This window comes from Spiroplasma gladiatoris (assembly GCF_004379335.1).
GTDB lineage: Bacteria > Bacillota_I > Bacilli_A > Mycoplasmatales > Mycoplasmataceae > Spiroplasma_A > Spiroplasma_A gladiatoris.
In genome coordinates this window covers 276,846-301,855 of the sequence record NZ_CP038013.1, presented here as the reverse complement: position 1 = coordinate 301,855, position 25,010 = coordinate 276,846, and the positions used below count along the sequence as shown (strand labels likewise).

23 protein-coding genes and 1 pseudogene are annotated in these 25,010 nt (G+C 23.9%); 3 read left to right on the top strand and 21 right to left on the bottom strand.

All coding sequences use genetic code 4. The features are described 5' to 3' along the window. Window positions 1–40: 40 nt before the first annotated feature. Window positions 41–3,043 carry a DNA translocase FtsK gene (locus SGLAD_RS01365; protein ID WP_134297249.1) on the bottom strand — a complete coding sequence of 1,001 codons (3,003 nt, stop codon included), beginning with the start codon at window positions 3,041–3,043 and terminating at the stop codon, window positions 41–43. Window positions 3,044–3,230: 187 nt separating this feature from the next. Here SGLAD_RS01365 and SGLAD_RS05525 point away from each other — a divergent pair. Then, window positions 3,231–4,524 (top strand): annotated as a pseudogene (locus SGLAD_RS05525) (transposase family protein). A 176-nt stretch (window positions 4,525–4,700) separates the two neighbouring features. On the opposite strand, the gene SGLAD_RS01350 reads toward SGLAD_RS05525, so the two are convergent. Beyond that, window positions 4,701–6,419 carry a ribonuclease J gene (locus tag SGLAD_RS01350; protein ID WP_134297246.1) on the bottom strand — a complete coding sequence of 573 codons (1,719 nt, stop codon included), beginning with the start codon at window positions 6,417–6,419 and terminating at the stop codon, window positions 4,701–4,703. 220 nt (window positions 6,420–6,639) lie between these two features. Here SGLAD_RS01350 and SGLAD_RS01345 point away from each other — a divergent pair, with 220 nt between their 5' ends. Further along, a complete protein-coding gene (locus SGLAD_RS01345; RefSeq protein WP_134297245.1) occupies window positions 6,640–6,942 on the top strand; it encodes a rhodanese-like domain-containing protein in 303 nt (100 codons plus the stop codon). Window positions 6,943–6,963: 21 nt separating this feature from the next. Here SGLAD_RS01345 and SGLAD_RS01340 read toward each other — a convergent pair whose 3' ends face one another. Next, window positions 6,964–7,335: a hypothetical protein gene (locus tag SGLAD_RS01340; RefSeq protein WP_134297244.1), complete on the bottom strand. Its 372-nt coding sequence runs from the start codon at window positions 7,333–7,335 to the stop codon at window positions 6,964–6,966. Further along, window positions 7,336–8,139, bottom strand: a complete 804-nt coding sequence (locus SGLAD_RS01335; RefSeq protein WP_134297243.1) for an NAD(+)/NADH kinase — start codon at window positions 8,137–8,139, stop codon at window positions 7,336–7,338. Between the two features lie 152 nt (window positions 8,140–8,291). Here SGLAD_RS01335 and trpS point away from each other — a divergent pair, with 152 nt between their 5' ends. After that, window positions 8,292–9,305 (top strand): tryptophan--tRNA ligase, encoded by a 1,014-nt coding sequence (gene trpS, locus SGLAD_RS01330; protein WP_134297242.1) that lies wholly within the window; start codon window positions 8,292–8,294, stop codon window positions 9,303–9,305. A gap of 25 nt (window positions 9,306–9,330) precedes the next feature. On the opposite strand, the gene SGLAD_RS01325 is transcribed toward trpS, so the two are convergent. The 17 genes from SGLAD_RS01325 to thrS form a co-directional block, all read right to left on the bottom strand. Next, entirely contained in the window at window positions 9,331–9,588 is a 258-nt protein-coding gene (locus tag SGLAD_RS01325) for a hypothetical protein (protein ID WP_134297241.1), read from the bottom strand. A 47-nt stretch (window positions 9,589–9,635) separates the two neighbouring features. Beyond that, window positions 9,636–9,965, bottom strand: coding sequence for a hypothetical protein (locus SGLAD_RS01320; protein WP_134297240.1), 330 nt, complete (start codon window positions 9,963–9,965; stop codon window positions 9,636–9,638). A gap of 66 nt (window positions 9,966–10,031) precedes the next feature. Further along, window positions 10,032–10,397 carry a 50S ribosomal protein L20 gene (gene rplT, locus SGLAD_RS01315; RefSeq protein WP_134297239.1) on the bottom strand — a complete coding sequence of 122 codons (366 nt, stop codon included), beginning with the start codon at window positions 10,395–10,397 and terminating at the stop codon, window positions 10,032–10,034. Between the two features lie 17 nt (window positions 10,398–10,414). Next, a complete protein-coding gene (gene rpmI, locus SGLAD_RS01310; RefSeq protein WP_134297238.1) occupies window positions 10,415–10,609 on the bottom strand; it encodes a 50S ribosomal protein L35 in 195 nt (64 codons plus the stop codon). A 23-nt stretch (window positions 10,610–10,632) separates the two neighbouring features. Further along, complete coding sequence (infC, locus tag SGLAD_RS01305) at window positions 10,633–11,166, bottom strand: translation initiation factor IF-3 (protein ID WP_134297237.1); 534 nt, start codon at window positions 11,164–11,166, stop codon at window positions 10,633–10,635. A 329-nt stretch (window positions 11,167–11,495) separates the two neighbouring features. Continuing rightward, window positions 11,496–12,959: a hypothetical protein gene (locus SGLAD_RS01300; protein WP_134297236.1), complete on the bottom strand. Its 1,464-nt coding sequence runs from the start codon at window positions 12,957–12,959 to the stop codon at window positions 11,496–11,498. A 7-nt stretch (window positions 12,960–12,966) separates the two neighbouring features. Beyond that, window positions 12,967–13,245: a hypothetical protein gene (locus SGLAD_RS01295; RefSeq protein ID WP_134297235.1), complete on the bottom strand. Its 279-nt coding sequence runs from the start codon at window positions 13,243–13,245 to the stop codon at window positions 12,967–12,969. 2 nt (window positions 13,246–13,247) lie between these two features. Further along, a complete protein-coding gene (locus SGLAD_RS01290; protein WP_134297234.1) occupies window positions 13,248–13,976 on the bottom strand; it encodes an ABC transporter ATP-binding protein in 729 nt (242 codons plus the stop codon). 28 nt (window positions 13,977–14,004) lie between these two features. Next, window positions 14,005–14,730 (bottom strand): hypothetical protein, encoded by a 726-nt coding sequence (locus tag SGLAD_RS01285; protein ID WP_134297233.1) that lies wholly within the window; start codon window positions 14,728–14,730, stop codon window positions 14,005–14,007. 372 nt (window positions 14,731–15,102) lie between these two features. Then, window positions 15,103–15,963 (bottom strand): hypothetical protein, encoded by an 861-nt coding sequence (locus tag SGLAD_RS01280; RefSeq protein ID WP_134297232.1) that lies wholly within the window; start codon window positions 15,961–15,963, stop codon window positions 15,103–15,105. Between the two features lie 33 nt (window positions 15,964–15,996). Beyond that, a complete protein-coding gene (gene argS, locus SGLAD_RS01275; protein WP_134297231.1) occupies window positions 15,997–17,661 on the bottom strand; it encodes an arginine--tRNA ligase in 1,665 nt (554 codons plus the stop codon). A gap of 111 nt (window positions 17,662–17,772) precedes the next feature. After that, the gene (locus SGLAD_RS01270) at window positions 17,773–18,549 is read right to left on the bottom strand and encodes a hypothetical protein (RefSeq protein ID WP_134297230.1); all 777 of its coding nucleotides are present in this window, start codon (window positions 18,547–18,549) and stop codon (window positions 17,773–17,775) included. A 46-nt stretch (window positions 18,550–18,595) separates the two neighbouring features. Further along, the gene (locus SGLAD_RS05450; RefSeq protein WP_279585902.1) at window positions 18,596–18,721 is read right to left on the bottom strand and encodes a hypothetical protein; all 126 of its coding nucleotides are present in this window, start codon (window positions 18,719–18,721) and stop codon (window positions 18,596–18,598) included. An 87-nt stretch (window positions 18,722–18,808) separates the two neighbouring features. Then, window positions 18,809–19,909 carry a MupG family TIM beta-alpha barrel fold protein gene (locus SGLAD_RS01265; RefSeq protein WP_134297229.1) on the bottom strand — a complete coding sequence of 367 codons (1,101 nt, stop codon included), beginning with the start codon at window positions 19,907–19,909 and terminating at the stop codon, window positions 18,809–18,811. A gap of 93 nt (window positions 19,910–20,002) precedes the next feature. Continuing rightward, complete coding sequence (locus SGLAD_RS01260; RefSeq protein ID WP_134297228.1) at window positions 20,003–20,326, bottom strand: PTS sugar transporter subunit IIA; 324 nt, start codon at window positions 20,324–20,326, stop codon at window positions 20,003–20,005. Between the two features lie 20 nt (window positions 20,327–20,346). Then, window positions 20,347–22,179 (bottom strand): ABC transporter ATP-binding protein, encoded by a 1,833-nt coding sequence (locus tag SGLAD_RS05390; RefSeq protein ID WP_134297227.1) that lies wholly within the window; start codon window positions 22,177–22,179, stop codon window positions 20,347–20,349. An 88-nt stretch (window positions 22,180–22,267) separates the two neighbouring features. Next, window positions 22,268–24,217: a threonine--tRNA ligase gene (gene thrS / locus SGLAD_RS01250; protein WP_134297226.1), complete on the bottom strand. Its 1,950-nt coding sequence runs from the start codon at window positions 24,215–24,217 to the stop codon at window positions 22,268–22,270. Window positions 24,218–25,010: the final 793 nt, after the last annotated feature.

The window sequence follows — 25,010 nt, the reverse complement described above, 5'->3', positions numbered from 1 at the left end:
CTTTATAAAGTAAGTGATTTTTATTTATGATTTAGAATAACTAATAACTAAAAAACTCTTCGTTTTTTACAAAAACTTCTCTTGGTTTTGAACCATTAGCAGGTCCTATTATTCCACTTTCTTCAAGTTCATCAATAATTTTAGCAGCTCGGTTATAACCGATTGAAAATTTTCTTTGAATTAAACTCGTAGATGCTTTTTTTTCTTGAATTACATAGTTTTTAATTTCTTCAAATAAAGAATCTTTTTGACCAGAACTATAATTTCCATCTATAGTATCATTTTCAACTCTAATAAATTCTTCTTCAAAGATTTGTTTTTGTTGACTCGAACAAAAATCAACTAATTTCATAATTTCTTCGTCACTTATAAACGAACCCTGTGCTCTTGTTAAAACATTAGCGTTTGGAGGATGATATAATAAATCTCCTTTTCCAATTAATTTTTCAGCACCAGTTGAATCTAAAATAGTTCTTGAATCTATTGAACTAGCAACAGCAAAACTTATTCTTGTTACAATATTTGATTTAATAACACCTGTTAATACATCGGTTGAAGGTCTTTGAGTTGCTACTATTAAATGAATTCCTGCAGCTCTTGCCATTTGAGTAATTCTTTTTATTGAATCTTCTACTTCTTTTCTATTAGCTGTCATCATTAAATCTGCTAATTCATCAATTATAACTACATAAAATGGCAGTTTTTTAGTTGGATCTTTAATCAATGCATTATATCCTTCAATATTTTTAGTTGAAGTTGACTGCATTAATGCATATCTTCTTTCCATTTCGTTAATAACTTTTTTTAAAGCATTATTTGCAAGGCTCATATCACTTATAACGGGTGCTAGTAAGTGAGGAATTGATGAATAAATTGATAATTCTACTTTTTTTGGATCTATCATTAAAAATTTTACTTCATGAGGTTTTGCTCTTAATAAAATTGATGTAATAATTCCATTTATCATAACAGATTTACCTGAACCAGTTGAACCAGCAACCAGTAAGTGTGGCGCTTTATCTAACTCTCCAAAAAGTAATTCACCAGAAACAGTTTTTCCAATTGCGAATAATAATTTTGAATTCATTTTAGTTAAAGGTACATTTTCTATAACACTTCTTAATGGAACAGAAACTAAACTGTCATTAGGAGCTTCGATTCCAACTAATGCTTTTCCGTGAATTGGTGCTTCCATTCTTATATTTTGACTTGCAAGACATAATTTTAAGTCATTTTCTAAACTAGTTATACTATTTACTTTTGTTTTTAAACCAGATTGAACTTCAAACTTAGTAACACTAGGTCCAACGTTTTTGTTTACGACTTTTGCATCTACTCCAAATTGTTTAAAGGTATTATTAATAGCTTGTTCTTTTAATTCTGCTTGTCTGTTTAATTTTTCGTATTGTTGGGGTCCACTTAAATCTTCATTTAGAAGATCGATTGATGGTAACTGATAGTTTGTATTTACATATTGATTTTTTTCAATTGCCTTATTGCTATTTAATTCAATTGTGTTTGAAAAATCATTATGTCTTGAATAAGTAGCATCTTCTAAAAAAGTGGCTCTTGCAATACTTTCCATTGGAGAAATATAATTATCATTATCTTTTTTGATAATATTTTTATTTAATGCCTCATTTTTGTTAATTAAAAATTGATCAAGTGTACTTTGAACATGTTTTTCATCACTGTTTTGATCTAAGTTATTTTTTAAGCTTAAAAATTCTTGAGTTCTTCCGTTAAAACCGTGAGGAGTTATACTAGTTTGTTTTTCTAATTCTTTTCGATTATCTTCTCTCGCTTCTTGAATTGGATTATCAACTTTAACCTCATTTAAAAAAGAATTTTTTCTTTTTGGTAATATTACATTTTCACTATTAATGTCAAAAGGTTGATTATTATTTATGTAATTGTTATTGTACATATTATTATCAAATTCATTTCTTAGGTTTAACATGTTTTGATTTTGCATTGTATTAGGTTGATTATAATAAAATTGTTGTTCTTGAACTGGCAAATATCCTTTTGATTGATTATTTATATAATCATTTTCAAACTCAATATCATAAATTGGATCATACACTGGTTCTGAATGTGGAATGTATTCATCATTGTAAAAGTTTTTATCGACATTTCGATAAATATAATTATCACTATTTTTAACATAACTTGGTAATTCGATTGTCATATCAGATTCTTTAACAGAAGCAAGTATTTCTCTTTCGTCAAGTGTTCTATCATTATCTAAATTAATTACATTAAAAATACTATTTATTTTACTTTTTTTATTTATTTTATTTATATTTTTTTTGGCTTCTTTACTTTTTAAAGATAAAATTCTTAATCTTTTACCTTTTCTTTTACTTTTTGATTTGAACAAATAAAAAGGATCACCAGTAAAAATTCATATCATATTAATAAAAAATAAAAATAAAGTTAAAGCTAATCCACCATATATTGATAAATAACTTGATATTCCTGCAAGAAATGCTCCTATCATTCCTCCACCTGCAAACGTTGTAAAATAACTATCTTTACTTGATACAAGCAAGTTTTTTGTTGAACCAAAAAATGAGTGTGCAGTTCATTGTTCTATATAAGATTTAATTGAATCAGTAAATATTGATTTACTTCAAATATCATGTACAACAAAATCAGTTGAATCAATATTGTATGCAACGATAAATAAAATTGTAGAAATTAGTCAACAAAACATTATTCAAGTAACAAATATCATTGCTAAAAATCTTTTTTTAGGTTTAAATTTAATTCCAAAATAAATTGCAAAATCAATAATAAAAAATAACAAATACAAGAAATATTTAAATCAACCAAACAAAAAAGTAAAAACTATATCATCTAGTAATTGACCTACTACAGTTATTCTTCCTAAAGCAATAACATTTAGAAAAAATAATAGTAAAGCAGATATAATTCATGATATTGAATCTGGTCTTCTTTGTTTTCTTTGAATATCTAAAGCACGTGTTCTGTCGTTTCCGCCATCAAAAGTGCTATGATTACGCCCATAATCATCCATAATTTCACCCTAATTTTGCCCTTATAAATTAATTTTATTATAATTTATTTGATTTTAACATAAATTATTAAACAAAAAATAATATTAATATTTAAGATATATTTTTATATATGGATAACAAGCGATTATGTCACAAAAAATTAACAAGCGATTATGTCACAAGTACAATATACTTGGAGGCAAAATTATGAGAGGAATTGAATTAGACATAATGAAACAAATTAAATTAGAGTTTAAAAGGTTTATCTAATAAAATACACGACATAAACACAAGCGCAGAAACTCTTGGTTGATCAAAAAGACACACATATAGAAAGTTAAAAGAGTATAAAAAAATTGGACCAAAAGCTTTTATTCATAAAAACACTGGGAAAATCCCAAGAAATAAAATAGATCATGATATTAAAGAAAAAATAATTAGTCTTTATAAATTAAAATATTATGATTTTAGTATGTTAGATTATTGAGAAAATTGTTGAAAAGATAAAATAAGCTATTCTTCATTAAGAAATATAATGAAAGAAAATAATGAGTTAGTTTTTAGTGTGCATAGAAAAACCAAAAAAGAAATTAGATTAAGAACAAAGCGATTAAACAATGATTTAGACCCATTAGTTATAATTAAAAATAAAATTCCATTATTAAAACACCCTCACCCAACCCAAAAAAGAGAAACAAACTTTGGGGCAATTTTTGAAGCAGATGCTTCAAATCACGAGTGGATTAAGGGAGTAAAAAGTCATTTACACATTGTAATTGATAAGTCAACAAAAAGAATTTTAGCAGGACATTTTAGCGAGCAAGAAACAACAGAGAGTTATTATCGTGTTTATAAAGAAACATTTGTAAATTATGGCATTCCTATTAAGAATGTAACTGACAATCGAAATGTATTTAGCTCTAAAATAAATAGAGACTCTGAAGGGTATTCAGAGTCTCGTTCTTAATTGCAATTTATTTTTCATTCTTTAAAAGTATCAACAAAAACTACCTCTATACCACAAGAAAAAGTTTTGGTTGAGAGAACTTTTGGTACCCTTCAAAGAATATGACCTCAAAGAATTCGAATTAAAAATATTAAAACAATTGAAAAGTTGAATGCTTATTTACCTACATTGATCAAAGAATATAATAAAAATATTCAACTTCCATTGATAATTGTAAATCAGTTGTAAGAAAATTTTCAGAAAATCCAAATATTGTTTTTTTTATATAGAACCACAAGAAACGTCAATAAAGGTTCAAGTATTAATTATGAGAATAAAAAATGGTTTGTTTGTTCAGGATATGAACCGCTGTATTTAAAACCTAAAACAAAAATTATGGTTATGAAAACTCAAGATAATAAATATTATTATTCAATTGGTAATGATGTATATAACTTAATAGAAATAGATGACCATAGACTTCACGGTAATAAATATACAATTAAAAAAGAAGAACTAGAGTCTATTAAACCATCAAAAATGGAAAGTCCATAAAAATATAGTAATTGATACTTCTTTAATAAGAAATGAAGAGATACAAGAAGCATATATTAAAATATTTGTTTATTGTGACATAATCGCTTACAATTAACAAATATTAATATCTAAGATATATTTTTACCTGTACTTCATAATAAAAAATACAAGATAATATTTTATATCTTGTATTTTTAATTGTTTTTATTATTGTTTCTTCTTGGTTCATAAAAACTATTTATATTAATTTCATTAATTACAACTAAAACAATTGGTTGTTTTCCGGTTTCTTGTTTAATTGAACTTCTAATTTTTGAAACTATTTCTTTTTTAATGTTATTTAGATCAAAAGCAATATTATTAGTTTTTAATTCAGTTTTATGTTTTTCTAATATATTAATAATTTGCTTTTGCATAAGTTTAAAGATTGGGTTATCTTCTTGAATGTAAATAACACCTCTCATTTGAATATCAATTAATGAAGCTAATTCTTTGGTTTTTTCATCAATATTTGCACCAATACTTACAACACCATCTGTTGCTAGTTGTTTTCTTTCGTTTAAAACAACAGCACCAATATCTCCAACTCCAATTCCATCAACATAAACATCACTTGTTTTAATCATTTCAGAAGCAATTGTTAATTTACCATCTTTTGCAATTTTTAAAACTTGACCATTATTAATTAATTGAATATTTTCTTTTTTAACTCCAGCTTCTAAAGCTGCTCTTTCTGCACTTAAAAATTCTTTATACAACCCTTTAATTGGTATAAAACTTTTTGGTTTCATAATTCTTGTCATCAATTTAATGTCTTCATAACTTGCTCTCATTGCTCATATATTTTTATCACTTAAAGCAATTAAATTTGCATTTGTTCTAGCAAGTTCATCTAAAATTTCGGCATGTCTTTTTTCAACTCCAGCAGCTGGAGGTGTTGCTAGAATTATTGTATCTTGTTCAGAAAATTCTACTACTTCATCGTTTCCTGCAGCTATTTTTGCAAGACGTGAGTATAATAAATCACCTGCTCCAGTTAAAACTAAAATACCATCTGTTGATTTCATATATTCTTCTAAAGAAATAATGTCTTGTTTTGATATTTTTAATGAGTCTTGAATTATTTTTGATTCTACAATTTTTGAAATTGTTTTACCATAAATAGCCATTTTTCTTCCTTGTTCTTTAGCTTGTTTAATAATTTCAAACAATTTAAAAACATCTTCTTCAAATAAACCTAATACAAGTCTTCTTTTAAAATCTTTCATTGGAGCAGATATATATTTGTCTATTCTGTGATTTGGAACAGTATATCCAATTCTTGAAGCATATTCTGAATCACTAAGTAGTGCTAAAACATTTTTTTCAGCAATTGTTGAAAGATGGTTCATATCAGTTGAAAATCATGATTGTTCATTTCCATCAATTATATAATCTCCAGCATAAACAATTGTTCCATCTTCAGTATGTAAGGCGAATCCAAAAGTTTCAGGAAAACTAGATGTAGTTCTAAAAATTTCTACACTGTTTTTTCCAAACTCAATAATATCTTTATCATTAACAATTTTAAAATTGTTTTCACGATTTTTTATTCGATATTTTAAATTACGATATTTTAATAATGTTGATGTAAGTTCATTACAATAAACCGGAACATCAATTCCTCTTAAAATATAACTAATTGCTCCAGCATTATTACTACTTGGATTTGATAAAAATATTCCTTTAATTCTTTTTGCATTTGCAATTAAGTACTCAAAACTTGGAATAATTACATCAATTCCTAAAATACTACGTTCAGGAAATTTTATTCCCGCATCAAATACAAATAAATCATTGTCTACACTTACTATAAAGGCGTTTTTTCCTCTTTCATCTTGACCTCCAAGGGCCATAAACTTAATATCTGCCATATAAAATTGTTCTCCTATTCAACTATATTATTTAAATTAAAAATGTTTTGTAAAGTATTCAATTTGATTTATATCAAATTTAGTCTATTTGATTATAAGATAAAAAATGGAAAAATAACACAATAACTAAATTATTTTTAAACTCAAATTAATATTTTATAGAAGTATCTAATACTATCTTTATCTATAATGTCAAGTGTATAATAAATTTGGTGATAATATGCAAGGAATAAGTGTTGAAGAGTTTAGATTAATAGAAAATGATCCTAATATTTTAATAATTGATGTTAGAACAGATTATGAATATAAATCATTACCAAAAGTACCAAATTCTATTAACTATGAAATAAGTTTATTAATATCAAATTATGAAAAAATTGTAGGTCAAGATAAATCTAGATTAATTGTTACAGTATGTAATGCTGGTAATCGTAGTGGTGAGTCTGCTGAATTTTTGAGACAAAAAGGTTATAATGCAAAAGTATTGATTGGTGGAGCTTATGCTTATAATAGAAAAAAATAAGTTGGTTTTTAAATAACCAACTTATTTTATTTCATCTTTTTCAATTTCTATTTCTAATTTTTTATAAAAATTAATCATATTAAAGTTTTTTACTTCTAAGATTACATAATCATTATTATTAATAACTTTTACTCCAAGTGATTTTAAATATTTTGTATTTATAATACTATATGATAACAAATATATTTTATTTTCTTCTACAGAAGTAATGTTTTCGATTCCACCTAATCCTTTTAAAATATTTCAAAAAGTAAAAGCTTTTGGATCATTTTGAAGTTTATGTCTTTTAAACTTTATATTTATTCTTTTTGTAAAAGATAAATATATGTATAAAGCAAGGATACAAGTTGCTGCAATTATTCCTAATAAAATGTATAAGATATTATTGTTCATTTACTTTACTTCTTTCTTATCGATTATAAATATTTCTCTTAAAATGTTTATTTCACTAATTAAATCTGGATTATTATGACTTAAAATATTAACTTTTTTATGACTAACTTTAATAGATAAAAAATTACTTTTCATTTCTCTTTCTTGAGTGTCACAAATCAATATATCTTGATTAGTTTCAAACTCTAACTTAACTACATACTTATCATTTAATATAATGGGAGAATTTAATGTTCTAAAACGATTTGTACTAACAGGAACCAATTCTTGAATTTGAAATAATCCAGCGTTTTTAGGCAAAATTACACTTCCTCCAGCTGATTTTATATAACCTGTACTTCCAGTTGAAGTAGAAATCACTAAACCTGTTCCATGAAAAGTTTCAAGATACTCATCATTTATATAAATCTTTGTATATAAAGGTTTTCTTTCGTTTAATATTCTAATTTCATTAATAATATAATGAGTTTTTGATCCATTTATAACTTCTAAAAGTTGATAAGAATTCTCAAACAATAAGTTTTTTTCAAGCGCTTCTAGAATTTTTTCAATATTTTTTAACTCATTTTTGTTTGTATAATAGCCTATTCCACCAAATTTAAAAGGAATTAACTTAACTTTTTCTAAAATGTTTTGATATAAGTGTACCGCCTTTAAAAAAGTTCCATCCCCTCCAATTACAAAAACAATTTCAGGATTAATGTCATCTTGAATATACTTTTTATCAATTAAAGTTGATTTAAGTTTTTCTACAGATTTTTTTGTAATTTCATAATCATTACTCACTATTGTAAATTTTTGCATATTAACTCCTTTATGTTTAACAATATTTTAATTAGTTTTTAAACAATAAGATAGTCATTTTTAATTTTTTATAAATATATTAATATAATTGGTAATTAAACCTTTTTTAATTATAATTAATAAAGAAATAACTTAGCAAAGGACAATAATTTATGGAAAAAAAACGAATGGTTTCTGGTATAACTTCAACTGGAAAATTAACTTTAGGAAATTATATTGGAGCTTTAAAAAATTTTGTAAAACTTCAAGATGAATATGAAATGTTTATTTTTGTTGCTAATTTACACGGAATTACAACACCAATTGAAAAAGAAGTATTGAAAAATAATATAAAACAATCAATTGCTTTATATTTTGCTTGTGGTTTAGATCCAAATAAAGCTACAATTTTTATTCAAAGTGATATTAGCGAACATAGTGAATTAGCTTGAATTTTAACTTGTAATACAAATATTGGAGAGTTAAATAGGATGACACAATTTAAAGATAAATCATCTAAAGTAAAAGCAAATAATGGTACAGAGTATATTCCTTCTGGTCTTTTAATGTATCCTGTTTTAATGGCTGCAGATATTTTATTGTATGATCCCGAACTTGTACCTGTTGGGAAAGATCAAAAACAACATATTGAATTAGCAAGAAGTATTGGAGAGCGAATGAACTCTAAATACGGAAATATGTTTGTTATTCCTGAAGAATACACTCCTAAATTAGGTTCAAAAATATTAGATTTACAAGACCCTACTAAAAAAATGTCAAAATCTTCTTCTAATCCTAAATCTTATATTGCTTTACTTGATAATATTGATGAAGTGAAAAAGAAAATTAAATCTGCTGTTACTGATAGTGAAAATTTAATAAAATATGATTTAGAAAATAAACCTGGTGTTAGTAATTTAATAACTATTTATTCATGCTTAAAAAATATTAGTATCGAACAAACAGAACAACATTTTTTAGGTAAAGATTATGGTATTTTAAAAGAAGAAGTTAGCAATGAAGTTGTTAATCTATTAATGACAATACAAAAAAAATATGAAGAAATTATAAACTCAAATATGATTGATGAGTATTTAGAGAAAGGTGCAAAAAAAGCAAAAATTGTTGCAAGCAAAAAAATTAATAAAGTAAAAAATTTAGTTGGACTAAATTATAAAAGAAAATAGCCTACAAATAATTTGTAGGCTATTTTTAATCTCTTCAAATAATTAATTGAGCATTAGAAGGTTTTCCACAACCACAATAACTTCCATCTTCAATAGTTGATTTTAGTTCGCAATTTGCGTCAAATAATTCTATTCTACCTTCAGCAATTGCTTTATCTACCATTTCTCCTTTATGAACAGATCATAAAACAGTTTTTCCTTCATCCAAAGCATTAACAATTTGTGCAATATCTAGTTCTTTTAAATTTTTTATTTCAACTAAATCATTTAAATTTTTTGCCATTTATTTACCTCTCAAACAAATTATAATTGAATTTGTTTGTTTTTTTATTAATTTTCATTAAATACTCACAACTGAGATTTAACTTTTTTTAATATTGAGCGGTTATCTGTTTTCTTTTTATACTCAATACATCATGGATGAATAGCTATAAAGTTGTTTGAGTTTAAATCTAATTTTTTCAAATTGATTAAGTCTACAATTCATCCAAAAGATCCTAATTCTGCATTATTAAAGTTTGTCTTTATCATATGAAATTTACATATATAACACATCTTATAATCTTTTTCATCCCTATTAACTAAACCGGGGGAGTTTAATCATGCATTTTCAATATCGTTTTTATCAAAATCTATTATTCCATTTTCAAACTTTGCCATTTTCTTATCCCTTTTCTAAATACAAAAAAACAGGTTTTATTCAGCGCTTAAAACCTGTTTATTATTTTATTTTTTAGCACTTAAAGCTTTTTTTGATGCTTCTACAATATTTTCAAATTGTTTTGGTTCATGAATTGCTAATTCTGATAACATTTTTCTATTAATTTCAATACCAGCTAATTTAACACCATTCATAAATTTAGAATAACTCAATCCTAAAGGTCTAACAGCAGCGTTAATACGTACTATTCATAATTTTCTAAAATCACGTTTTTTAAGTTTTCTTCCTACAAATGCATAATGCATTGATCTAACAACTTGTTCATGTGCTTTTTTAAAGTTAGTTTTTTTAGTTCCGTAATATCCTTTTGCTCTTTTAATTCAACGTTTTCTTCTTGCTCTAGTTACTTTCCCGAATTTAATTCTTGCCATATTTATCTACCTACCTTTTAGTTTTGTAATAATCCTTTTAAACGTTTCATATCTCCAGCAGATACAAATGTTGCTTTTTTAAGATGTCTTTTTTGTTTTGTTGTTTTGTTTTGTGCTAAGTGAGATCTATAAGCTTGACCTCTTTTTAGTTTACCAGTACCAGTTTTTTTCACTCTCTTTGCAAGAGCGCTTTTTGTTTTCATTTTTGGCATAACCATTCTCCCTCTATCTTTAATTAAGCTTTTTTAGGCACAACATACATATCTAAAAATCTAGTGTTTAATTTAGCTTCTTTTTCAATTTTTGCAATATCTTCTATTTTTGCATAAAATTTCTTTAAAGTTTCTAAACCAAATTCTTGATAAGCAATTTCTCTTCCTTTGAATTTCAATGATATTTTAACTCTGTCGCCTTCTTGTAAAAATTCTCTAGCTTTTCTAGCTTTAGTGTCCATATCATGGTCACCAATACCAACTGTTAATCTTATTTCCTTGTTTTCAACTTTTACTTGATTTTTTTTATTTTCTCTGATTTTTCTTTTTTGTTCATATTTATGCTTACCAAAATCCAATATTTTTGCTATTGCAGTTTGGTTGTCTTGCATACCAACTTGAAATAAGTCTAATCCTTGTTCTTCTGCTAATTTAATTGCTTCAAATTTATTAATTGGCCCTATTTTTGAACCATCTTCATTAATAATTAGAACTTGTCTTGCTCTAATCTCTTTATTTACAAATTCTGTTTTTGCGCTTTTGTTATTTTCTGCCATTGTCCCTCCAAAATAAAAGTGTGCCTTAAAAAAGATTAACGACACACTCAAAAATTATTTAATTTATCTAAAATATAGATACAAATAAGTTTTACCATTTCCTATTAGTAATGGTGAGCATGTGCTTCTTTTTTAAACATAATGATTATATACTATCTATTTTGAATTTAGCAAGTATTTTTGAAATTTTAATTATATATTTGATATATATACAAGTAAATATGTGAAAATAATAAATTAATAATTGTACTTTAGGTTAATTAATACTATAAAGTATGTAAAACTAAAAAAAGACCAAATATAATTAAATATTAATGATCTCTTTCAATTTATTTATAAAAATTACGTTTATATAGTAAAAATGAAATAAATATCAGTAATGAACTATAGAATATTATTAAAAAGACTAGAAGGTATGTGTTTGGACCTTTATATAAGTAATCATTTACACTATAATAATTATTATTTTTAGAATAATCTATTTTAAATAAGTTGTTACCAAGATAGAAACCTGCACTTTCAATGATCATAATATTATCAAAAGTTTTATTAACTAAACCAAATTTATAAAGAAACTCCATTCATAAAAATGGACTTGTGTAATAATTTGTCATTTGTAAATCACTTAACACAAAATCATCAGGATTATTTAGATCATCATAAAACTGTTTTTTATAATCCCAATTATTTACTAAATAAAATAAAATTCCTTGATATAGCAATTTAGCACTTGATACTTCTTGAATATTAAACACAAGTTCTCTTTTTTCTGAATAATTTTTATATTCAGAAAAAGGAAATTTAAAATATTGCATTGCTTCTTTATTAATGGATAATGTTCCAACATTTGCTATTAAAAAATAATTTTCATTATTTAAATAAAAACCTTTTTTATAAATATCTATTATTAGTTTGTTAATAGATACAAGATCATTATAATAAGTCTTTAAATTTTCATTATTTTTAAAATAGTTGTTCAATTTTTTAATGTAATTATTAAGTTCCTTTAAATAAGTAGAAACTTCTACAAAATTTTTATTATCTCAATTTTTATATTCAAATATATCATTTTTTGTTTTTTCATCCTTAAAATTATAAAGTTCTTTAAATAAAATATTTTTTTCTATTAAGTTATTATCATATTTTGCTTCCTTATAATAACTTTGATCTATCAAAAACTGTTTATTAAATTTATTAAATAAATCAATGTTATAAAATAACCCACCACTTTTTGAAAACCTGTTATATTCTGCAAAAAAATTATAATAACTTTTTAAAGAATCATCATTGTCTTTTAAATCTTCTAAATTATCAAATTTTACTAATCTATTAATATTTTCAGAATCATCACTATATTCAATAAGACCATTTATAACTTTATTTTCTTCTTTATTGTTTTGTTTGTAATTTTTTATAAACGACTTTAAATAATAATTGTAGTTATTTTCAGAAACTATATTACTTCCATTTGAATCTGGATTATAACTTTCAAAATCATATAGAACTGCATTTATTAAGTAAAATAAACTTAATAAACCAAGAAAAAAACTCGAAGCGATTAAACTTATTTTTTGTAGATTTAGACACACAATTAACAAATTAATTCCAAAAACAAATAAAGGGACTAAAAATATAAGATATAAATTTAAAAATATAAGTTTAGTAACTTGAACATTGTCATTAAATATTATTAAATTTTCTAGTATAACAATAGTTGAAGAAAATATAGACAATGTGAATATAATTAATACTATAGCCATAATTTTTGAAAAAAATATTTCTCAAATTTTCATTCCATTTTTAATTTCAATAGTTTTTATACCATTTCTTTTTTTGACTATAAAAGAAGTCATTAGATATCAATATAGCTATAATAGTTAAAAAAACTAAGATAAAAACTGCATTAATGTAGTTTAAAATAAATAAGTTAACAGATGCTCAACTTTGCAATCTAATACACAAACCAAATATTAAGTTTGTTAAAAATATTAATGATAAAAATGAAACTCCAATAATTAAAACTAACTTTGATTTAATTATTGATAAAATTGAGTATTTAAAACTTATATAAAATTTCATATTTACTCTTCTCATTTCATTAAATCGTTAAAGTTTTTAGTTTCTTTTTTAATTGTTGTACTTTTTAAATAAAAAGATTCTAAACTGTCTTTATTTTTATCAAAAATATCATCTAATACTATATTACCTTCTTTAATTATAATCACTCTATCAATAATTGTTTCTAATTCTTCTAAAATGTGACTAGCAATAATAATAGATTTATTATTTTTTTTCATATCTTTTATTAAACTTATAAATTCTTTTCTTGAATCTATATCTAGATTAGCTGTTGGTTCATCAAAAAATATTATATCTGGATCATTTATTAAAGAAGCAGCAAGCATAGCTTTTTTTTGCATACCAGCAGATAATGATTTAAATGTTTTGTTTTTATAATTTATTAGGTCTAGATTTTTTAACAAATGATTGGTTCTTTTCTTAGCTTCTTTTGGTTTTATTCCAGCTAATTCGGCTGTATACATACAAAAAAAATCTAAAGTTAAATATTTAGGAAATAATGATTGATCAGTAAAAAAACTAAATTTATTTAAATTATTTCCTGAGTTTTCATAAATAATTTCACCACTATCTTTTTTATATTCTTTAAAAATGAGTTTTAATAAAGTAGATTTACCTGCCCCATTAGGTCCAAGAAGTCCTACAACTTCACCTTTATTGAATTGTAAATTTATATCTTTAACACCTGTATTATTTTTAAAAGTTTTATTTAAATTTTTTATTGATAACATAATTTAGTTTATCCAAAAGTAAATTTACTTAATGAATATCAACTGCACTAAAATTAATACCTGCATAAGCAGCATGTGCGTTGGAAGAACCTTTATTATAGTCAAGAGATGCTAAAGCTGAAAATGACAAACGGTAAGAGTAAGAGTTAACTCATTGTCCCATTATATTTATTTTTATTTTATGAAAAGAACTACTTGTGTGAGGGTAATTTTCATCAACAACAACTATGCTTATGTCATTATTATTTAAATCTATTATTTTTGATTCTTTACGCGGTGTTCCTATATTAACGCCTTTCCTTCCTTTTTTTCATCCTTTATTTCCGTTATCTGTATAATTATACCCATATTTATAAGAAACTTCGACTTTTGAATATTTTTTTAAAAAATCATTTCTTGAGTCAAACATCATATTTTTTACATTAATATATCTTATTTCTCTATCTTCTATTCCGTACATGTAATTTCTAGTAGAAGCTCATATTTCATCGAAAGTATCAATATAAGATTTAAAATTATCAGGTTTTCCAACTTTGCTAGGATATCTAGACACAACAACTCTTTGATCTATATTTAAGTTATTTATATCAGAATAATAACCAGGTTTCTCCTGAACTATAACATTATTAAAAATTCTTATATCATTTTTAGAATTGTATAAATTTTGATTGTTATTTTTAATTAGTTCATAAGTCATTGAAGTAGTTGTTATGCTTAAACCAAAAACACTAATTAAATTTAATATTTTTTTCATAAAAATACATCCTTTCATATATATAAATATACTATATATATATATATAAAATTTATTTTCATATTTTTGTCTATAAATGATATTTCTCGCCATAAAACAATTGACAATATATATAATTAAGTAAATAAAAACAAAAAAACAAAACAATTACAAATGTTCTGTTTAAAAAATATTCCTAAATTTATTTTTCAAAAAAAAGTATTTTATAATTTAAATTATTTATAAAAATATTTTTATATAAAAGCTTATAAAGTTTAATATTTAAATATTATAGAACAATTTTTATAATTACAAAAATAATTGTTTGTTTAGAAAAAGATTTTAAATACCTTATAGTTTTTTTGAATAACATCTTTTTAATGCAAATATTTTTTATTTTTTTATTTCTTCCTTATCTTTAGATTCCTTTTTTATATTTTTAGTATTTATTTTTTGATTTTTATTTTTATATGTTATTTTATTAAAGATATTTTTTCAATTTGCATCTTTAAAGTATTTTTCTCTTATAAAGAAGATCAAATTATTAGTACATATCATTATTAAATGTTGAGAAATTATTCATGTTGCAAAAACAACAATTACTAACATCATATATCCAAATACAGAATTACCAACAAGTAGATTATCTTTTTCAAATTCTAAAAACTCATATGGTCATTCACTAATTCCATCTTGTAAAAATAGCAAACCCCTTATGTATGAGTAAATCATATATAAAAATGGATAAGCTAAAGAAATATATATATATCTTTCTTTAATTCAATTTATATAACTCAATTTTGAATATCCAGTAGTAAATACAAATAAAATTATTAAGTACAAAGGGCAAATAAAGTGAGTAGCAACAGTACAAGCTATTTGATTAGTTGTATAAGATTTTAAAAAATCACTTTCTGTAACTAAAGAATAAATTATACCTATTCAAAAAACTATAAATACTATTAAGTTTCAATTTATAATACATGTTTTAAATCCTTCAGAAGTTACACCGATCTGTTTTTTATTAAAACAAATTATTAAAAAATAAAGTCACACAATAGTCATAATATTGACTTGTACAGACATAAAACTCATTAAACTTTCAAAGTTTCTATATTTTGGGTACTGATTGTATCAATATTCTTTAAAACAACATTCATATACACCTCAAATTAACATACTTGAAAAAAATATTGCTAAAATTAAATAACTATATCATTCTACATCTTTGTAATATATTTTTTTAGTTCTCATCTTCATCATTCTTTCTTTCTAAAATTATTTAAATTACATTTCATTAATTATTTCAATACCTATTAAATTAAAACAGATTGATAAAACTTGATAAATTGCTTTAACCAAACAAACCCTTTGTTGACTTAATTCTACATTTTCAAGATCTACAATTTTAAAATCTGAATAATAAGAGTGAAATTTTTTTGCTAAATTTTGTACATAATCACAAATCACACTTGGCAAACGATTTTCTGCACTATATTCTATAGTTTTATTTAAAGAATCTAATAATAAAATTATTTGTTTTTCTTTAACATTATTTAATAAATTAAATTTATCAATACTTAATTTTCAATTTTGTTCTTCAGCCTTTTTTAAAATTTTAAAAGCTCTGGCAGTTGCATATTGCGCATAGTAAACTGGATTTGAACTATTTTTTTTAAGAACTACATCTAAATCAAAATCCATATGACTTGAAGGATTTTTAGAAACCAACATATATCTTAATGAATCTTTTCCAACCATTTCTAATAAATCAATTAGTCAAATAGCTGTACCTTTTCTTTTAGACATTTTTAATTCTGATCCATCTTTAATAAGTCTTACCATTTGTATCATATCTATTTTGATTAAACCCATTGGATAACCTAAAAGTGCAAGTCCAGCATTCAACCTTGTTATATAACCATGATGGTCTCCACCTCAAAAATTAACATAAATATCTGCTTTACTTCTTTTGATTCTTACATTATGACTAGCAAGATCTGGAGTTATATATGTATAGTCTCCATTTGATTTTTTTAATACTCTATCTTTATCATCACCAAATTCTGTAGTTTTCAATCATAAAGCATCTTCTTTAATATAAGTTTTATCTAACTTTTTATATAAATCAAGAGTTTGTTCAATTTGGTTGGTTTTATACATTTCAGCTTCACTTGTAAATAAATCTATTGAAATACCAAATTTATTTAGTTGATCTTTAATGATATTTAAAAAGAATAAAATAGATTCTTTTTTAAATAACTGATGAATTTCTTCATCATCAATTTTATTATTTTGACCAATATTTGCGTTAATAAATTTATCTCCATATTTATCAATAAACTTTTGAGCTACTTCAATGTACATATCACCACCATACATTTCTTCTGGAGTGTTAACAGGGGAATTTAATAAATTTTTATAGTGAAAAAATAAAGTTGAAGCACTTATATTGATTTGATTTCCTGCATCATTAGTATAATATTCAGTTTCTACATTATAACCTGCAAATTTTAAAATTCTAGCAACACTATCTCCAATTGCTCCGTTTCTAGCGTGACCAATATGTAAATATCCAGTTGGGTTTGCAGATACTAATTCTAAATTGTATTTAATATTTTTATTTTCTGATTTACCATAATCTTGATTTTTTAAAAATATTTCTTTAATTACTTCACCAAGATTTTCTTGTTTAATAGTCATATTAATAAATCCTGGACCTGCTATTTCAACATTTTCAAAATAGCTATCTTTTTTTAAAGATTCAACTATTAAATTTGCAAGTTCTTTTGGATTTTTTGAATTCAATTTTGAATTAATTAGTGCAAAATTAGTTGAAAAATCTCCCATATTTTCATCTTTAGATGATTCAATTTGAATTGAACCTTTTAAATTATTGGCAACTATTATATTTTCTATTAATTTCTTAATATTATTAATAAATAAACTCATTAATAATCCTCATTTCTACTTATAGTTATTATTATAAAATAAAAAAACCTATTAAATTAGGTTTTTAAATTTTTTAAACTAAAAGATTTATATAAATTATTTGACTTTAACTTAATATCAATTCAACTTAAGTGCAATAGTTTTTTCACCTATTAGAATTTTAGATTCTTTTATTGAAGTTGCCTTTATATTAAGTAGTTTTTTAAGTCCTATTTTTGAATCTGGAATTGAATATTCCTCTCTTTCAAAAGTTAATTTATAATCTTTATTTTCTTCTAAAAGTGTTTTTTTTATAAAAGTACTATTATAAAAACATTCTCTATAGTAGTCATCACTTTCATATTTTTTTGTTTTAAATATTTGAATATTATTTAAAAACAAACTTTCAGGATGATCTATTTCATATCCATATACATAAATGTTAAAGCTACCTTTTAAATTACTTTTTTCACTATTAATTGCTTTAACAGTTATAGTTTCATCTTTAATGAAAGTATCAATATTTTTATCGTTATTAGTAGAAGATATTTCATAATCTTTTTTATATTTAGGTTTTAATTCAGATTCATCATTTCTAAAACTATAATTTATTCTGTCAATATATCAATTTTTTCCTTTTCTTCCAGCCTTTAATCTTGTATTTTTTTTATTAAAAACTTTTATATCAAAATAATCAACATATATATTTTTTTCTCCTGTTAAGATTTTTGAATCATCTTTTGCTTTTATTATAATATTTTTATTACCTTTTAAGGTTTTAAAATCGTATGTTGAAAATTTAGAAAAATTAATTGTATAGTCTTTGTTATTTAAGGGTGACCCAAAAGACGATAAATCCGTTCTACTTTTATAGGCATCATATAAAAGTTTATTAACGCTATACTCCATATTACTTACATAACTTCCAGGTTTAAAGTTAGGAAACTCTAAATTGTTAATATTTATCTTTTCTGTATTTTTTTGTTTTATCAAAATCACAAGAAATAACATTAAAAGCTGTTGTTGATAAAATTGTAATTACAGAAAAAAACTTAATTGTTTTAGAAATTGTCACTTTCATTTTTATTATCCTCTTAAAAAGATAATAGCATTCACAAGTTTAAAAGTATTTTTAAATGCCTAAAAATAATTTAATTTTTATGATTATCTAGGTTAAATTAAATCTAAATTGTTTTCATGGTGTAACAAATTCTAACAATCTCATTTCTGATTGTTTAATTGTTGCCAAATAGTTATATTTATTGTTTTTATCTATAAAATTATTTTTTAAAATTATATGAATTTCACCTTTATACTTTTTATCGTTATTGTTAATGATGACAACATCACCAATATTGTAACTAGATTTTGAGTTTCTACTTGGAATATCTTCATTTTTAAATTTTACTCTTGACTGAGTTGATCTTATAAAGTATTCTGTAATATCTCCACGTCTATAATGATCGAATAGTAAAACTTGTTTTTCAATTTCACTAACTTCATTATCACATTTTATATCAAATGTTAATTCATCACGGTCAACTTTTGCTAACTCTTCTAATTCTTCGTTTGAAGCATAAGCGTTACCAAATAAAACAGTATCAATTTGATCTGTGTAAAATAAAAGTTTAGCTTGTTGAGCGACAGGTAAATGTCTTTGTTCTTCAATTGTTGGCAGTTCTTTTTGTCCAACTGCACTTGTCATTTCACCAAAATGACTTCCTACAAATGCAGATGTATTTAATCTATATTTTAAATATCTTTGATTACATTCTAAAAAGTAATTAAAAGGTAATGCTGTAAATTCTAAAGGGTAAAAGTTATGACAACCACTTAGTCTATGAGATAATGGTTTAAAATCCATAACATTATCAATCAAACTATCATTATTAGACATGTTTAATTGAATATCAATTTTTGCTTTATTATGCGTAACAAAAGCAATTTCAGCTGGTAAACTTGGAGAATCTAATCTCAAACAATCAATTCCATACTCATTACATTTTGAAGTGTCATTTATTGAAATACCTATTAATTCCATAGATTTATACTCAACATCAACAATAGTATAAAAGCCTTTTTGTTTAGCATATTTAACAACATCTAGTACCATTTTGGCTTTTTGTTTTTCATTTTCACTTCCTACAAAATGCAAAATACTTGTAAACATAACCTCATATCCTAAACTATAAGCTTTGTCTAGATAATTTTTATCTTTTTCAAAAGTCGATTGTTCAGGAAAAATACTTAATCCAATCTTTCTTTTCATTTTAATCCTCTTTTCTATATATATTTTATAACAATTAGAAATTATTTTAAGTTTTAATTAAATAAATAAAAAAATACTCCAAAGAGTATTTTTTTATTTATTATGTATAATTTTGTACATTTCAATCATTTCTTCTGCTAAAACAAGCATTGATTGAGTTGTTAACATTTGATCTTCTGAGTGCATAAATAATACTTTAAATTCAATTTTTTCGCCATTACATTCTGCAGTAATTACATCCATATGCATTTTTTCAGCAGTAATAATATGTTCATGTGCTTCTTTCAATAATTCTTCTGCTTTAGTGTAATTTTTTTCTTTTGCTTCTCTAATAGCTAAAACAGCATTTGTTTTTGCCATTCCCGCATAAGTAATAATCCCCATAGAAATTTCTTCTCAATTTAATTCTGTTGCCATTATATTAAATACCTCATTCTTTATTTTAACAATCCATAATTATATAGTTTTTGAAATCTACCTGGTACTTTTTTTAATTCATCAAAACTACCAATTTGGCTTATACCGATATTTCTTTCAAGAACAATAACACTATCAACATTTTTTATAGTTGATAATCTATGAGCAATCACGATTGTTGTTCTATCTTTCATTAATAAATCTAATTCACTTTGAATTTCTTTTTCAACAATATTATCTAAAGCACTTGTTGCTTCATCTAATATTAGAAGTTGTGGATTTTTTAAAAACAATCTCGCTATAATTAATCTTTGTTTTTGTCCTCCAGAAAACATAAAACCACGTTCCCCTAGTATTGTATCATATTTATCTGGGAGTGATTCTATGAAGTCATGTAGCTTTGCTTTTTTTGAAGCCTCAATTGCTTGAGAGTCACTTGCTTCTCATCCTAAACTATATTTTAAATTATCCATAACTGTTCCATATAAAATTTGAGGTTCTTGTTCAACATAACCAACATAAGATAAATAATTTGATAAATCTAATTTTTTAATATTTATGCCATTAATCAATAATTCTCCAGTGGTTACATCATAAAATCTTAAAAGCATTTTTGCAATAGTTGATTTTCCTACTCCAGTTTCACCAACAAATGCATAACTTTTTCCTTTTTCAAAACTTATATTAATTTTTGGCAAAACATTTACTGTTGGCGATTCTGGATAATTAAAACTTACATCTTTGAATTCTATAGTTTCAATTGAATTAATTTTAATTGGTTGTTTTTCAAAATTAATAATTGTTTTTTCATTAAAAATGTAATTAAGACGCATAGCACAATTTGACATTCACATTATCCCTCCTAAAATTTGAGTTAATACAGAAAGATTAATTAAAAAATTTGTACTAGCACTTATAAAAGTTACTGTTAAACTACTAAATTCACTTCTTGGCATTTTATCTTGATATAAAAATATATTAATAATTAACATAATTATTGGTAACAAAGAAATCATTACTCCATTAAATACATTTAAAAAAGCTTGCCACTTGATCGCATAAGATTTTCTTACGTCATACTTTTTATGTAATTCAAAATTTCTTTTTGTTTCAAAATTTTCAGATCCTGTTGCTTTAATTAATCTTACATTTATTAAACGATCAATAATATCTGCATCAATTTTTTGTCGAACATCAAAAGAAATAATATTTGCTCTTCTAAAAAATATAAACATAATAGTTATTACAATTAACATTAAAATTAAAAGTGATACTGCAATTGTGGCAAGGGTTGTGTTAATACTAAACATAATTGCAACAGTTGAAAAAATACTTCCTAACATTCAAATAAATGTTAAATAAAATTGATTAAACGAATCACCTAAACTTTGACTATCTCCAATTACTCTTGTCATTATTAATCCGATTTGGTTTTTTGAATAATAACTAATATCAATTTCTACTAAATGTTTAAGTGCTGCTTTTCTAACATCAATTTCTAGTTTTTTAGAAAACATTCCTGATGTAATATTTGTTAAAAATTCCATTAATACAAATAATAAAAACATTCCAATTCCTAAATAAATTCATTGTTGTCAAGTTAAATCTACAATTCCATATAATGAAGAAGTCTTTGTATTATTAGATGAATCAAGTAATATTGTAGTTAATCCTTTAACAACCACTGCTGAAAAAGATCAAGCAATTGAATCAATTACAGTGGTTAATGAACACAAAAAAAATAGAATAGGATGTCTTTTTATTCCACCACCAACCATTCTTAATGCAGCGAACATTTTTTTAAAACTAAATTGCTTATCAGTTACGTATTTTTCTTTCTTTTTTTTGCTCATAAATATCCTTTAAATAATTACTAATATAATAACAAATATATTCAAATAATTTAAAGTTAAAAAAATAGTCAAAGACTATTTTTTTAACTTATGCATATATTTTTTTATCAATTATTTCTTTTAACATTTTTATAAATTCTTCTAATTTAATTGTTGTTGATTCTTCACTTCCATACATTCTATAAGTAATATCATTATTTTTTTCTTCATTAGCACCAATAACAAGTTGATATGGTATTTTTTTAATTTGAGCATCTCTTACTTTATAACTAAGTCTTTCATCTCTTTTGTCAATTTCAGCTCTAATATTTTCTTTTTTTAATTCTTGTCTAATTTTTTCAACATATGTGTTGTCACCATTCTGTTGAACTGGTATTATCATAACTTGTTTTGGAGTACATCAAAGCGGTAAAACTCCTTTAGTTTGTTCTAATAAAACAGAAATAAATCTTTCATAAGTTCCAACCAATCCTCTATGAATCATAATTGGTCTTAAAAAGTCTCCATTAGGTCCAACATATTCTAGTTCAAATTTTGAAGGTAACAAGAAGTCTAATTGAATTGTTGAAACTGTTATTTCATGTCCTAATGCTGTTTTTGCTTGAATATCAAGTTTAGGGCCATAAAAAGCAGCTTCTCCAATCATTTTTTTATAGTCTAATTTTAATTCTTTTAAAACTTCTTCTAATTGAGCTTCAGCTTCATTTCACATTTTATCATCATTAAAATATTTATGTTTATCTTCTGGATCTCTCAAAGATAATGATAAATAGTCAATTTTAATATCAAAAGTTTCTAAAACTTCTTGAATCAAATTAAAACATCTTACAAATTCTTCTTTAACTTGATCTGGTCTTGCAAAAATATGAGAGTCAGTTAACTCCATAGCTCTAACTCTTTCTAAACCAGTTAAACTTCCTGAAGATTCGTATCTATGTTGTAATGCATGTTCTGCAAATCTCAATGGTAAGTCTCTATAACTTCTTTGTTTATAGTTATAAACGCTAATATGGTGAGGACAACTCATTGGTTTTAAAACCATTTCTTCTTTTGGCAATTGCATTGGAGCAAACATATCTTCACGATAATGGTCTCAGTGACCACTTCTTTTATACAAATCACTTGTACCAATAACTGGAGTTTCAATTTGAATAAAGTCATATTCAAATTCTTTTTGCATAAGATATTTTTTTATTTCTTGTTTTAAAATTGTTCCATTAGGAAGTCAAATTGGTAGACCCTGTCCGATTATTGGATCTAAATGAAAAATTTCTAAGTTTTTTGCAATAAATTTATGATCATTACTTTTTTGTTCTTCAAGTTGAATTTTTAATTCTTCAAAAGCTTCTTTATTAGGAGCAGTTATTCCATGTAGTCGATAAATCATCGGATTTGAAGCATCACCTAAAAAATAAGATCCTGTTAATTGAGTTAATTCTATTTTATATAATTCACCAGTGTTTTTTAATATAGCATTTCTAACAAAAAAATCTTGCCCTTTGTATGAAGCTATTTCAAAACTTTTATATCTTTTTTCATTTTCTTTTATTAAGAAGTCTTGATATTCTTTTTTATCAAATAAATTTTTTAACTCGTCTAAAAATTTTTTATTTTTGTTACTTTCAAAATCAAACTCTGTTTTTTCTGAAATTATTTTATTAGCTAGTTCTTCAACACTTTTTAATTCTTCAAATTTTAATCCTTGAGGTAGATTAAAAAATAAAGAAAATTCATCTAAATCTAAATCATCAATTTGAGGAACTATTTCTGCATTAGGATAAATAGTTTTTAAAGCAAACATTAGTATTATTTTTGCAGTATAGTTTGTTATAGATTTATATAAGTCGTGCTTTTCTGTAATGATTTCCATTTTACAATCACTATCAATAATTGTGTGATTAGTTAACACAACTTCTTCATTAACTAAAGCTCCTAAACATTTTTTCTTCAAGCTCATTGCAATATCACCTGCAATTTCAACAACAGACTTTGGTTCTTTATATTCTTTTATATGTCCGTCTAATAAAGTTATTTTCATATTTAATTTTCCTTACTTTTTTATTAATTTAACAACTTGATTATATATCAAAATTCTATATTGTTGTATTTTCCTTTTTTTAAAAATAATAACAATTATGAATAAAAAACGATTATGTCACAAACATTTAATAATCATTATGCCACAAATAAAATATACTTGGAGGCAAAATTATGAGAGGATTTGTATTAGACATAATCAAACAAATTTAATTAAAAGTTATAAAAGGTTTGTCTTATAAACTAGATGGCATAAACACCGGGAATCAAAAATAAATACATTTAGAAAGTTAAAATAGTATAAAAAATTTGAAAAAAGCTTTTATTCATAGAAATACTGAAAAAATTCCAAAGAAAGATCAGATTAAGAGCTAAGCGCCTATACAATGACTTAAACCTATTATTTATAATTAAAAATAAAATTATTTTATTAAAGCACCATAACCAAACCCAAAAAAAAGATAAACAAATTTTGGGGCATTTTTTGAATTAGATGTTCCAGATTATGAGTGGATTAAAGAAATAAAAAGTCATTTACACATTATGGTTGATAAGCCTACAAAAGAAATTTAGCAAGACATTTTAGCGAGTCTGAAACAATTAAGAGGTATTATAAAGTTTATAAAGAAACCTTTATAAATTATGATATTCCTATGAAGAATGAAACTTATAATTAAAATGTATTTATTTTCAAAGTAATTAGAGACTCTAAAGACTATTCAGAGCTTCATACTCAATTACATTTTATTTTCCATTCTTTAAAAATATCAACATAAATTACTTTTATCCCCTAA